The sequence below is a fragment of the Streptomyces sp. NPDC047880 genome (genome assembly GCF_040706515.1).
Lineage (GTDB): Bacteria > Actinomycetota > Actinomycetes > Streptomycetales > Streptomycetaceae > Streptomyces.
Window position 1 is genome coordinate 43,233 of record NZ_JBEZOK010000031.1, and the last position, 13,293, is coordinate 56,525.

The following is a 13,293-nucleotide window of genomic DNA, read 5'->3' on the forward strand; positions in this document are numbered from 1 at the left end:
CCTCGGCGGGCGGTGATCCCTTCCCCTCCGCTCGTCCATCTGTCTTCACCTCTTTCACGGAGCCCTCATTGCCCACGCCCACCGATGAACAAGCCCACGCTGTCGAGGCCTTCCAGGCAGGCCACCATCTCGTCCTGCAGGCCGGCGCAGGGACGGGAAAGACCAGCACGCTCGGCCTGCTCGCCGCCAGCACTCGCCGCCGCGGCCGCTACCTGGCTTTCAACAAGGCCATCGCCCGGGATGCCGCAACCCGCTTTACCCGCACCGTGGTGTGCAAGACCGCCCACGCCACGGCCTACGCCGCCGTCGGCCACCGCTACACGAGTCGGCTCAACAGCCCCCGCCAGCCCGCGTGGAAGACCGGCCAGGCACTCGGCATCACCCGCCCGGTCCGCATCGGCTCTCACGAAATCAGCCCCAGGGCGCTGTCCCACACCGTGCTGCGTACCGTGACCCGTTACTGCTACTCCGCCGACCGCGCCCTGGGCCGCCACCACGTACCGAACCTGCGTGGCCTGGACACCGCCGACGAGCACGCCCAACTCGTGCAGCAGGTTCTGCCGTTCGCCCGTAAGGCCTGGGCCGACCTGCACGACCCCGAGCAGGGTGTGGTCCGCTTCGAGCACGACCACTACCTGAAGATGTGGGCGCTGACCGAACCGAAACTCGAAGCGGACTTCCTCTTCCTCGACGAGGCCCAGGACACCAACCCCGTTCTGGAAGAGGTCTTCGCCGCACAGCGCACCCATGCCCAGCTCGTCATGGTCGGTGACTCCGCCCAGGCCATCTACGGCTGGCGCGGCGCCAGGGACGTGATGACCGGTTTCGACGCCGTGCCCCTCGCCTTGACCCGCTCCTTCCGTTTCGGCCCGCTGATCGCCGAAGAAGCCAACCGGTGGCTGGCGCTCGCCGACGCCCCCATCCGGCTCACCGGCACCGAGACCATTCCCGCACAAGTCGGGAACCTCGACTGCCCCGACGCCGTGCTGTGCCGTACCAACATCGGCGCCATGACTGAGGTCATGCGCCTGCTCGGCGACGGTCACCGGGTGGCGCTGACCCGCGGCGGGCACACGCTGGCCGCGCTGGCACTCTCGGCCCGCGACCTCAAGGACGGCCGCCGAACCTCCCACCCCGAACTCGTCCTCTTCAGCTCCTGGGGCGAACTGCAGGAGTACGCCGAACACGACCCCGCCGGCAATGACCTGCAGCCCTTCGTGGACCTCATCGACACCCACGGACCCGACGCCATCCTCGCCGCGATCAACCAGCTCACCGATGAGAAGGACGCCGACGTCACCGTCTCCACCGCCCACACAGCGAAGGGCCGTGAATGGTCCACTGTCAGAATCGCCCCCGACTTTCCCCCGCCCAAGGGCACCGATCAACACGACGCGCACGGCCGCCCGATCCCAAAACCAGTCAGTGACACCGACGCCCGCCTCGCCTACGTCGCTGTCACCCGCGGCCGCCACCACCTCGACCTCGGCGGCCTGTCATGGATCGACACCCACCCCGCCACACCCCCGGCCGCCTGAGCGATACCCGGCCACAAAGTGAAACCGGAACACCGGTCAAAGGCTGAGGGTCCAGGCTCTGTGGGAAGGGTGACGTGACCGTGCCCGTGTCACTCCAGCTGACGCTCAAGCCCCCGAAGTCTGGGCTGGTGAAACTCGGGCGCGGGCCGGATGCTCCGCCATCAGTACGGGAAGAGCTGGGACGACCTGCCGCGGCGCTGCCCTGCGGCCGCCCCCAACTCCTCGACCGGCTAGTGGCCACAGGCACCCTGAGTGCACGGCATCACAGCCAGGAGACGGATGAGATCTTCTGGACCTGCCTCAGCCTCAGGCACGAACACCTGCTTGCATGCCGCCTCCTTGTCACCCAGACCGCAGCTCTGAGGCCAGCGCCAAGCAAAGGACACCATTCGGCGGGAACATCGGCTCCACCCGCTACATGAAGCGCTGAAGCAGCCTTTGGGCTGTCGCGTGCTGATATTCATTCGCTAGATCCAAAGGACCTTTGCCGACATCACCCACAATTCTTGGAGACGCTCCATACGCCAGGAGGACCGCGATGAGGGTGACTTCCATTTCCTGACCGGCTTGGATGGCCACGTCGGCCTCGTAGTCAACGGCATGAGCCAGCAGTGTCATCCCGCAGCAAACTTCATTCGGGTCCGCGCCGGAGTCCAAGAGTCGAGCCAACTCGCCCGCGTCTCCATTTTCGACGGCCTGATGAGCAGGACTCCACAGGTTCTTCACATCTCCCATCACGCCGCCATCATACATGGATCCCGGGGGTTTCCATCGAGACCCCCAGGATCCAATACCTACTGGCGACCTGATGTGTAATTGATCCGAATATTCGGGAATTCCTTGGCGAATTGCCCGATTACCGGCGTGCAGGAGAAGCACGCCTCTTGTGACGAGTGCAGCGTGAGACTGCCCTTGACCTTGGATGGCGCGCCCAGCTGATTGGCTATGTAGGTGAGCATCTTGTATTCGGTGTCATTCACGCGACCGTTGTTACCAGTAGAGGTGGCCGTGTAGCGGGCCGGATTTCCCTTTCCTCCGACGGTTGGCACGAGTCCAATCTGCTCATGCTTCCCACTTGTTGCTAGCAGGAGCATTGAAGAATTTCCTTCGATCTCCAGCCTCCCAGCTAGGGCAGCTCGCCGCTTTCCTGCGATTTGCTTCGCAAACATGACTTCTACCTGCGCTGCAAGTTCTTTGGAGGTCGCCTTCGTTGCTGCCCGGGCAAGCAGAGAGGACCCAGCGACGTCAAATGTACCTGTGGCTGGCTCGCATACAGCGGGATTAGGGCAGTCCGGGTTGAGCCGATCCCAAGCCTCATCGAGGTCTCCCGAAAGGAGAGCGGCGAGTGGCCCCTGAGTGAAGGAATCTACAAACGAATCGAAGAAGGACGGAATATCAGGGCCTCCGGCATTGCCCATGTTGTTGATGTTGTCCGCCGGACCCTTCTTAGCGCCGCAGGTGTAAATCGGCCAACAGGCAGCGCTTGACCCACTGCTGGTGTTACCGGAGCTATCGGTGCTCGCCGTTCCACCGCCGAGGCCAACGCTTTCGCGTGTCCCGTCGTAGGGGCCATCGTAGGGCGGCGGAGCCCCACGCTTGTCCGGCTTCTGGTGTCCCAGTTTTCCGCCGTCATCGGGCATGCAGTGACCGTTGCCAGGGTCCATGCACAACCCTGTCGGATCGCTGAATGTGACGGGCGTGTTGTTCGCGTAGGCATAGCCGTTGAGGGACTGATGCTGATCAACGGCGAGTATCGGATCGACGCTGATGAACTGGCCGATCGACGGGTCGTACTCTCGGGCGCCGACGTGGGTAAGGCCCGTGGATGCGTCCGCCGGCTTGCCCAGGAAGGCCTTGTCGTCGGGCCATGTGGTCGATTTCGTGCCCCGTACCTCACCGAAGGGTGTGCTGTAGCGCTTGGTGACCGCGTACGTGCTCGCGTCCAGGGCGACGCTCGACGTGCCGTGGTGGTCCGCGGCCAGGAAGCTGAGCTTCGTGCCAGAGGCACCCGACACCGCCGTGCGCACCGCGATGGTCTGGCCGTTGGCGGTGTAGTAGCGCGTGCCAGAGAGGGTCTTCGTCGTGCCCTTGGCTGTGAGGCGAATCTCGTTGCCGCCGGGCAGGTAGAGGACGGTGTCTCCATCGCCCTTCGCTCTGCGGATCAGCAGTTCGCCGGCTGCGTCGTAGAGGTAGGTGCTCTCTTTGGCGCTCTCGGTGAGCTTGGTCAGTTCACCTTCGGGGTTCCAGGTCAGCGTCTGCTGGGCGGTCGGACCGGGGCGAGAGGTGGTGTTGCCGGCGCTGTCGTAGGAGTAGCTGCCGGTCCGGGCACCGGTGGTCTTGTCCAGGGTGTGCGGCTTGGTGTCCTTCGTCGTGTCGTCGTAGGTGTAGGTAGTGGTCTGGTCGCCCGAAGAGGTGTGCTTAGTCTCAGTCTTGCGCTGCCCTGCCGGGTTATAGGTGTAGGAGGTCCAGTAAGGGGCTGAGCCGTCGATGTTGGTCATCACGCGGCCGGAGGTCGCGCAGTCTGCGGTCTTGGGTGTCCAGGCTTCTGTCATACGGCGGTGGCCGTCGTAGGCGAAGCACTGGAAGTCCGTCTTGGTCGTTCCGCCCTGGGTGGTGCCGTCGAAGATCGACGTGACGTTACCGGCGTCGTCCTGGGTGAACTTCAGCTCCTGCGGCATGTAGCCGTGCACGTCATCGGTGACGTAGGCGCTGGTGAGTCGGCGTGTGCCCGGCTCATAGGACCAGTTGAGGTACGCCTTCTTCGACGAGTCAGCGGGGTCAATACCCAGGGCGAGCTGGCCAAGATCGCCTTGCGGGGAGAACCTCGCGCCTTGGAGGTAGCCAGTGGTGCCCTTGGAGCTGATCTGGTGGCCGGTCGAGTCGTACTCGTAAGAGACCGTCTCGGCGGACAGCCCACCGATCGCCGGCGAAGCGTACTGGCTGGTCGTCCCGTCCAGGTTGAAGCCCGTGCTGAACGACAGGGCCTTCGGGACGCCTGCCGTCACCAGTGGCTCGGCGTCGGGCAAGAGGAGCTGGCTGCCGGTGACCTGGTAGAGGTTGTCGTAGGCGGTGATCTTCTGGGTGTACTCCTTGCCGGCCAGGCCACCGTCGTAGCGGACCGCGGTGTCCTGCTGGCCTTTGGCGAGGGTGTCGAACGTCCAGGCTGCAAGCTTGTTGGTATCCGTCTTGGCGACCTGCCACATGCCCGTCTTGCGGCCGAGGTCGTCGTAGCCGTAGAGCAGCTTCTTGTTCGTGTCGCCGTTCGGTGTGGTGCTGACGACCTGGTCGAGTGCGTTGTACTCGGTGGTGCTCTTGCCCTTGTCCGGGTCGGTGGCCGCGACCTGACGGCCGAACAGGTCGTAGCTGTAGGACCACTTGGCTTGGTCAGGGCCTGTGATGGTGTCCTGCTGGCCTGCCGGCGTGAAGGTGAGAGTGGTCTTGGTGAAGTCGGTTCCCGTCGGCTGCGGGCCGCCGTACTCACGGCGTTCGGTCGTTTGGCCCAGGGCGTTGGTCACTTCTGCGGTGGCCTGGCCGCCGTTGGGGGCGCTGGTGCTGACCGTGTCACCGGTGTAGGACGTGGTGGTCGTCCAGCGCGTAGCGCCGTGTGCCTTGGTGACCGCCTTGATCGGGCGGCCGGCGCCGTCGTAGATGGTGTCCGTCTGTATCGGTGCCTGGGCGGCGGAGGTTTGCACCGGGGTGGCCGCGGGGGCTGAGGTGCTGTCCCAGATGTCCCCCTGCTGGCTGACGGTCAGGCCTCTGGTGTCGTAGAGGTTCAGCGAGACGAGCCGGCCGCCCTGCGGGGTCGGTGACTGAGTCTGGCGGGTGCGCAGCAGTGAGTCGTAGAAGGTGTAGCTGGTGTTGTATCCGGAGCCGTCGCCCTTCAAGGTCCCGGTGGATACCCAGGACATTGCGGAGTTGGTGACGTTGTAGGCGTAGATCTGGTTCGGCGTCTTGTTCAGTGCCTTGAGGCGGTTGGGCAGCCAGACTTTGGTAAGGCGCCCGAGGCTGTCGTACTCGGTCTCTGTGACCTTGTTGTTGGGGTCGGTCACCTTCCGTGGCGTGCCTGTGGCGAAGTCGACGTTGGTCGTCGTCTTGTACAGCTTGGCGTCTTCGGCTGTGGTCGCGGTCAGAGGTCCGGCTGCAGTGGGTGTGTAGGTGGTCTTGGAGATTTGCAGGCCGTTGGTGTTCTTGACGATCAGCGGGCGGCCGAGTGTGTCGAAGGTCGTGGTGGCCACCTTCTGCCAGGCGGGCGCATCGTCACTGCCATAGCCCTTGGCCCGTCCGGTCCACGTCGCGTCTCCCTTGGTGGGTGTCTGAGCGGTCGACCAGGCGGTGACTGTCGCGTCGTCGTAGACGGTGGCGGTGTCGGCGATGACGTCGCCGGGACGGCTGGAGTCCGCGGGCAGGTCGAGTGCCGAGTCGGCAGTGGAGCAGGGCTTGGCCACTGTCCGGGTGCGCGATGCCAGGGAGTTGATGCCCTTGGCGTCGTTGCGGGCGTACCAGGTGCGGGTGCACTTCTCGTCGCCGGAAGCGGCGGTGTCGCCCTGGTCTTCGACGGTGTCGGCCATGCCGTAGTCGTCGAAGGTGGTCTTTACCGTGCGTACCCGGTCGTAGGGGTCGAGCTTGCTGGTGATGTTGGTGCGGGAATGGGTGGCACCGGTGCGGACGTAGTACGCCTCGATGTCCGCGTAGGACTTGTGCTGGGTTGCGGTGCGCTTTGACCAGGGGTCGTTGATCGTGCCGGTGACTTCGGCGGTGCCGTTGTAGGTGACGGTCTCGCGGGTGAAGCCTGCGTACTGGTCAGAGTCGGTGATCTTGCCGGCCTTGATGCCGGCGACTTCTGCCGTCTTGCGGGCGTCTGGATCGGGAGTCTTGCCGTCCGGCCCCAGGACGCGGTCGCCGTGCATGCCGCGCAAATACACGGTGACGGTTTTGCTCTGGGTTCCCGTCGAAATGCCGGCGAGGTGGGTGACCTTCTCGAAGCCGCGCCAGATGGACCAGGTGCGCTCCTTGGCCGGGGTGAGCGGGTCCTCGTTGTAGTGCCAGGCGCCGCCGCCGCTGTACTGGTAGGTGTCCTCTAGCGCCTCTGAGCCGCCCCGCTCATCGACGGTCTGCACGGAGTTCACCGGGTACTTCTGGAACCAGTCGAGAATGGGGTTCTTCTCGCCGTTGGGAGACCAGTACACCGGGTAGCAGCGCTTGGTGTTCCGGTCGGCCTTGGGCATGGTCTGGCCGGCGACGCAGTCGGCGTCCAGGTAGGTGGCGATGGTCTGCGCGCCGGTCTCGGAGGTGACGCTCTTCAGGCGTGGCTTGTGCAGGGGCAGGATGTCGTCGGTTCCGTCGACCCGGTTGGCCAGCATCTCGTGCGTGAACTTGACGGGGTCCAGCGACAGGTCGGTTCCGCGCTTGCCCGTGTGCTTGATCTCGTCCAGCCACAGCGACTGATCCGTCGAATCACCGGTGTCGCCCGGGTCCAGGTAGTTCTGCTTGAGGGACCAGACGTCCACCGGGTCGAAGGCGGGGGTCGTGGCCGCCGCGTTCCACGCGTAGGTGGTGACGGTAGTGAGCCGCTTGCGGGTGAAGAACGTCGGGCCGGTGTTGCCGGTGCACTTGTCGTCGTTCTTGCAGACCGCGTCGAACGGCACGTCAGGCCAGTTGTCCCGCTTGTCCTCGGTCAGCGTGTCGCAACCGGTGCCGGTGGCGAGGCAGCGTTCCGCGTAGTCGAGGACCACCTTGTTCGAGGCGGCCGGAGAGCCGGAGAAGAGGGCGTTGGCACGCTGGCCGTAGCGGATCTCCTTGAGGTAGCCGCCTCGGACGTAGTCGGTGCCGGTGGTGTCGTCGCCGAGCTTGTCGTAGTTGTTGTGTTCGGCCGTGTACCAGTAGGACATGGCGTTGGCGTGGGTGTCTTCGACGTAGTCGAGGTTCCACCGCCAGGCCTGGGGCTTGGCGCGGCCGGAGAACGAGGTTCCGTCGGCGTAGCCGGGCTCGCCTTCGTCGTCGCCGAAGACGGGTACGGTCCACACCGACTTGGTGCGGTCGTCGGTTCCGGCCCCCTCGAGTTTGTTCAGGCCGAAGACGTACTTGGTGCCGTCGCCTGTGATGACCGTCCAGTACTCGCCGTTGTCGTCACCGTTGTCGGCGTCGGTGGAGCGGGTGACGGTGGAGGCGTCGTCGTTCTTCAGCCGCCATTTGCCGGTGGTGTCGTCCTTGACCAGCTCGGTGGCCTGGCCGTTGAGGACGAGGGAGGCGTTGTCGTACTTCCAGCACAGGTCGAACTTGTCGTCCTGGCCGTCGTCGTCACAGGAGCCGTACTTGCGCTCGATGTAGGACGAGGTGAGGTCGAAGCCCTCGCCGATCTGGCTGCCCTGGTTGTTGGTGCTCGCGGTACGTCCGTCGACGGCGCCGGAGTCGTACGAGAGGGACAGCGTGGGCTGGGGTCCGGCCGCGGCCGGCGGTACCCGCAACGGGTAGGACCAAGTGAACGTGCCCGACGAGCCGCCCGCTTCCCAGGTTGAGGAGGCCGACAGCGGGGTTGCCTTGTAGTCACCGGCTCCGGACTGTGTCCCGGCCGCCAGCGCCAGCATCATCGGTGTACCGGAGGACGGCAGGTTGACGGGCGCCGATACCTGCTTCTTGAGGCGATTATTGGACGAATCGAGTGTGAGTCGTTTGCGGCATTTCGCTGTGGCCGGATCGGTCAGCGAACAGCCGGGCAGGCGCGTCAGTTGCAGGCGGCCGGCCCAGTCGCCTCCGTAGGCGGAGGCGAAGGCCGAGTAGTCGAGGCCCAGCCGCGTCTTGCCGCCGTTCTTCGGGCCCGTGAGTTTCAGGGCGACGCCCTTGATGCCGAGCTGCGCCGCCGCCTTCTGGCCGAGCACCTCAACCGTGACGGGATCAGTCGTCTGGCTCTTGCCCGGGGCAGTCAGGGTGATGGGCAGGGACCCTGGGGTGGCTTTGGCGGTGCCCTTGGCCGGCAGGTTCACCTGCGCTTTGCCGGCCTTGGGCCACGTGGTCTGTTGCGCCCAGTCACGGCGTGCGCGGGCGATTGCCGCCTGGTCCGCTTCCTTGGACTTTTTCACCGTGGCGGCGGCCTTCTTGTTCACCTTCGCGGTGAACGGGCTGACCTTGGCCGAGCGGGGCTTTTGCAGGCGGGGAGCGCCCAAGGGGTCGGCGTCGGCGCCGAATGCTACGGGTGTGAGCAAGCCGGGGAGCATGGCCAGTCCGGTGGCTGCGGCCAGGCGGCGGGACCAGCGTCTGGTGATCTCGCTCCTGCGGCCCGGGCCAGAGCCGGGTATGCCGAGGGGGTTCATGTGGTGTCTTCCTGTACGGCGCCGGGGCGGCGCGCCGGACGCGGGCCGTTGAGACGGTGGAAAGAGAAGGTCAAGGGGTCCGGTCTGCCGGTGTTGGGTGGCCGTGCGCGCTCGCGGGGGCGGCCACCCAGCACCGGCAGATCCGGCTCGGGGCATGTCTCAGGTGGTGTCGGGCGTGTCCAGCACCTGGGAGCGGACCTGGTCGGCGGTCATGGCTCCGGTCCAGAGCCTGAGGTCCTGCAGGCCGCCGGGCAGATAGTTGCCGGTTTTCCCTGAGGCGGTTCCCCGGCCGAGGCTCAGCTCGCCACTGCCCTGCTGCGGGGTGGTGAAGCCGGGTGTTTGTTCGGAGGGCTGGTCGAATTCACCTATGTAGAGGTGGAGTTGGCCGTAGCGGGCTTCGGTGGTGCCGTCGGTCGGATCGGTCCACTCCCAGGTCTCCTGGGCGTCGAAGGTGCCTGTGATCTGGACCCAGGTGTCGGTGGCGGCCACGTCTGCTGCGGGTACCTGTGCGCTCTGGGTGACCTTGCCGTCCGGTCCCACTGCGGTGCGGGTGAACTTCCACTGGTAGATGCCGTCGCCGGGCTTTATGACCCACAGAGCCCATGAGGATTCTGAGTCCAGGCGCTGTGCGGCCACCTGCGCCTGGTAGCCGACCGGCTTGGCATTGAGGGCCGCTGAATCGAGGCGGACGCTCGTCGACACCGTGAACGAGCCGGTCTCGTCGACCACCGGGCCGGCGGCGGTGGCGTACCCGGCTGTGCCGTTCAGGAACAGTGCGTTGTCTTCCTCGTTCAGCGTGGCGCCGGAGGAGGACAGGGTCATGGCCGAGAGCGGGTAGGCCGTCGTCTCGGCGACCTGGGTGCCCTTGGCTGTGGTGGCGTCCCAGTGTGCGACCAGTTCGTTGGCCGGCACTCCGTCCTGCAGGATCCTGGCTTCGTTGGCGACTTCAGCCGGCTGCAGGGCTCGCTGCCACACTGCGGCTTCGTCGAGCAGACCGAAGTGGTGATCGACGTACTTGCCGCCCGCCCTGGAGCGGCCGAACTGCAGTCCCTCGCTCGCAGTCCACGGAGTGTACGTGGGGGCGGCCTTGGACAGGCCGACCGGCTGGCCCTGGGGCTGGCCGTTGATGAACAGCTGGATGGTGTCGTTGGCCGGGTCGGTATCCGGGAGGTTGTCATCGCCTTCGGTCTTGAAGACGCCCGTCACGTGCGTCCACACGTTGAGCGGCGGGTTCTCATGGTCGGACATTGAGCGGACGTACACCGGGTTCGCTGTGTCCTTGTCGGCGCGGTTGAAGACCCACTTCTTGTACGCGGCGGAGTAGTAGAGCGTGAATGAGCTGCCACTCGTACCCGGTGCGGACAATACCGCCCGGTTAGCGGAGGCGTTGGACAGTTGCACCCAGGCGGAGACGGTGAAGGAGTCTCGGGTGTTGACCGCAGGGGCGGACGTTGCCGCGTAGCCGGTCTGCTGTGCCGGGTCGCTGGTGTCGTCGTTCAGACGCAGCGCGTAGTCCGCCTCGCCGCGACGGGCCCTGGTCGACCAGCCGGTCCCTTCCTCACCAACCAGTGTGGCGTCGTGTCGGGTGCCGACGGTGGCGGTGTCCTTGGCGGTCACGGTGCCCGAGCCGGGAACTCCGTCGAGGTGCCAGCGGCCCACCGCTTCCTCGGCCGTGGCTACCTTGAAGGTGAACTCCTGATAGGCGCCCCACCGCTTATAGACGTCCTTGGCGCGTACCGAGAGCACCTGGGTGCCCGACAGCGGCGGGGTCACGTTCGGGACAGTGACCTTGAGAGTGCCAGCGACGGGTTTGGCCGGAGTGGACAGCAACTTCCACTCATAGCCGGTGACGTCGGTCTTGCCGCTGGTGTTGATGTCGGCGGTGTTCGGCTGGAAGGTAAAGGAGCCCGGCACGCCCGGCCCGCCCTTCCCTTCACAGACGTTCGCTGCGCATGCGGTGTACGGGGAGCCGGCAGTGATGCGGGGCGGCTTCGGCGCCGTCGAGTCGATCTTGAAGTAGCACCAGGAGCTGTAGCCGGAGAACAGGTCGCCGGATTTGCCGCTGTAGGACCAGTGGGACTGAGTTCGGGCCTTGTAGCGGTACAGGCCGCCCTCCGCGCGGTCACTCATGCGGAGTCTCTCCACCTTGCCGTCCGGATGCCAGCCAGTATCGGGAGCATGACCGGTCCACACCTGATGCCAGGAAGCGTCGTCGCCGCGCTCCACGACGTACTCGGCCTGCAGGGAGCCTTCCTGGTCGCCCTTGTGGGACTCGACCTGGGTCTGGACGGTGGCCTGGACGATAGGGTCCTTGCGGGTGACGATCAACGGGTCACTCGAGGACTTCTTGCAGTACGCGGTGGTGCCATCGCCAGAGATGAGGCCGACATCCGTAGGCGTGCCTGGCTTGTAGGCGAAGATGACCTGCAGCTCAGCGCTGTCGTCGAAGCGCTTCCAGGCGCGCGGCTCGCCTTCGTCCTTGGCCCGCAGCATCAGCGTCAGGCGGCTGATCTTGCCGTCCGCGAAGGAGCGGACGGTGTTCTTCAGGTTCTCGTCCGCCTCGTCGGGGTTGTCGTTGAACTCGATCCACGCGTCGGGCTGGTCGGGCGTGCACAGACCGCCGCGCCCGGCGGACACGTACCGGTCGCCCATCTGGTCCAGCTGCTTGGGGCCCGGCCAGCGGGTGCCCTCGGAGATGTTGTCGGTGCGCTCCAGGTCCACCCAGTAGGGCGTGCAGTTGTACGACCACGTCTCGCGGGCCCGGAAGGTGGCGTCCAGGACGTGCTTGCCGGAGAGCTTCGTGGGCGCGAATTCGAAGTACATGCGGTCGATGTAGCCGCTACCGCACGAGTAACCGTCAGCCGTTCCGCATTTGCCGACGCCCTTGTCGCCGTCGAACATCCAGAACTTGTCGCCGTCGGAGGAGATCTTCGTGCGCTCCTGGGCGCCGAGGCCGACCGACGGGTCGATGAACACCGGGTAGACGGTGTCCTTGCCGCGCAGCAGGTCGAGGTCGGGGTGTACGGCAACGGTGTTGTTGTCGACCTTGACGGGCAGGACTGCGCTGGCGTCCCCGTTGCCGGGCTGCGAAGGGTCGCCTTCCTTGGGGTCGTTCGCAGCGGTCTGCACGCCGGACGCCAAGAGCTGGGGCTGCGGACCGGACTCGATGTCATCACCAGCCGAGTCCCACATCTGCCCAGCCGGCCCACGGAAGAGGGCGTTGCCGTCCTCGTCGACGGCCCGCAGACCGCCACCGGCGCCCGGTACCACGGTCAAACCGTCTCCGGATGCGGTGAGCTTGACCTGCTCGAGCTCGGGATTGTCGGCAGCTTCAGGCGTCTTCACGACGAGTACCTCGCGGTACCCCTCGGCGGTCGCGGTCAGCTGCAGATCCACCCCGTCCAACACGTTGGCATAGGTGGCTGTTGCGTCCTTCAGGGTCGGCTCAGGCAGCGCATCAGTCCAACCAAGGCTGATCGACCGGCCATCCTTGCCCATCCGCAGCATGTCAGAGCCGGAACCACCGCCAGAGAACGACAGATCCACCACAGCGCCCTTGGGGGCGATCCGGCCGTCAGGCCGGCGCTCCAGAACGGGATCGACCGGCCCCCAACTGCCGTCCTCCCGGTGGACGCGCCGGGGGGTCGAGGATTGGGTGAGCAGGAACGTTCCGTCCGGGTTGGCGTGCGTCGTGGAGTACTCCGTACGATCCGCCGTCACTTCCACAGGCTCGCCGGAGGACTTCGCCTGCTCCAGCGCACTCGTCTCATCGACCACACTCGCCGTCGTCGCCGCAGCGGCTGTTGACTGCGCCGCAGCCGTCGCCGGCAGCATCGGCAGCGCCGACAGCACCAGCGAGGCGGCTACACCACCCAGCAACACCCCGCGCGTTCTTCGCGCACGCAGAACGAACACAGACCCCACCCCCCGCATCACGGAGCCCACCCTCCGTCACAAATTTCACACAGAAAGCACAGAGTTAATGCAGAGTCACAGAGCGAGTCAATCAAGTGTGGCCCGCGTCACGCACACTTGTCCGAATACGCCTTGAGCTGTCCAAATACACGCACCTGACCACCCGTCAAGCACGAGGATTCCTTAGCGGCTAGGAGCTGTCCGGGGCGATCACACGTCCCGTTAAGGTGACTCAGCGGAGGGACGTGATGAGTGGTGGGGAAATGAGTCACGCTGAGGCGGTTGCGCTCGTGCAGCGGATCATGGATGCGGACTACGTCTCGGACGACGAGGTGGACGGCTGGCTGGACGGGCTGGACACAGCCCTTGCGTGCCCGTCCGGTTATGTCAGCGAATTGATCTTCTGGCCGCCGGGGCGGGAGCTTTCGGCTCACGAAGTAGTCGATCAGGCTCTGGCGTACCGGCCCATCCCTTCGTGAGGCAGCGGCAGGATGCAGCCCGACCCGCAGAACCCGGATCTTCGCCAGCACCGT

5 protein-coding genes are annotated in these 13,293 nt (G+C 65.7%); 2 read left to right on the forward strand and 3 right to left on the reverse strand.

Annotated features, from left to right (window positions below; all coding sequences use genetic code 11):
- Positions 1 to 68 precede the first annotated feature (68 nt).
- Positions 69 to 1,538 carry a UvrD-helicase domain-containing protein gene (locus tag AB0937_RS33600; protein WP_366717211.1) on the forward strand — a complete coding sequence of 490 codons (1,470 nt, stop codon included), beginning with the start codon at positions 69 to 71 and terminating at the stop codon, positions 1,536 to 1,538.
- A gap of 414 nt (positions 1,539 to 1,952) precedes the next feature.
- Here the strand turns inward: AB0937_RS33600 and AB0937_RS33605 are convergent, their stop codons facing one another.
- The 3 genes from AB0937_RS33605 to AB0937_RS33615 all read right to left on the reverse strand — a co-directional run bounded on the left by AB0937_RS33605 (position 1,953) and on the right by AB0937_RS33615 (position 12,679).
- Positions 1,953 to 2,273, reverse strand: a complete 321-nt coding sequence (locus tag AB0937_RS33605) for an ankyrin repeat domain-containing protein (RefSeq protein ID WP_366717283.1) — start codon at positions 2,271 to 2,273, stop codon at positions 1,953 to 1,955.
- A 59-nt stretch (positions 2,274 to 2,332) separates the two neighbouring features.
- Positions 2,333 to 8,845: an RHS repeat-associated core domain-containing protein gene (locus AB0937_RS33610; RefSeq protein WP_366717213.1), complete on the reverse strand. Its 6,513-nt coding sequence runs from the start codon at positions 8,843 to 8,845 to the stop codon at positions 2,333 to 2,335.
- Between the two features lie 159 nt (positions 8,846 to 9,004).
- On the reverse strand, positions 9,005 to 12,679 hold the full coding sequence (locus AB0937_RS33615) for a LamG-like jellyroll fold domain-containing protein (protein ID WP_366717285.1): 3,675 nt from the start codon (positions 12,677 to 12,679) through the stop codon (positions 9,005 to 9,007).
- A 329-nt stretch (positions 12,680 to 13,008) separates the two neighbouring features.
- Between AB0937_RS33615 and AB0937_RS33620 the strand changes: the two genes are divergently transcribed.
- Positions 13,009 to 13,239 (forward strand): e9imm peptide, encoded by a 231-nt coding sequence (locus AB0937_RS33620; protein WP_366717215.1) that lies wholly within the window; start codon positions 13,009 to 13,011, stop codon positions 13,237 to 13,239.
- The last annotated feature ends 54 nt before the right edge of the window (positions 13,240 to 13,293 follow it).

Coding starts and splice junctions, on each gene's coding strand:
- AB0937_RS33605 (WP_366717283.1), bottom strand. CDS start 2,273: ATGGGAGATGTGAAGAACCTGTGGAGTCCTGCTCATCAGGCCGTCGAA.
- AB0937_RS33610 (WP_366717213.1), bottom strand. CDS start 8,845: ATGAACCCCCTCGGCATACCCGGCTCTGGCCCGGGCCGCAGGAGCGAG.
- AB0937_RS33615 (WP_366717285.1), bottom strand. CDS start 12,679: ATGCTGCCGGCGACGGCTGCGGCGCAGTCAACAGCCGCTGCGGCGACG.
- AB0937_RS33620 (WP_366717215.1), top strand. CDS start 13,009: ATGAGTGGTGGGGAAATGAGTCACGCTGAGGCGGTTGCGCTCGTGCAG.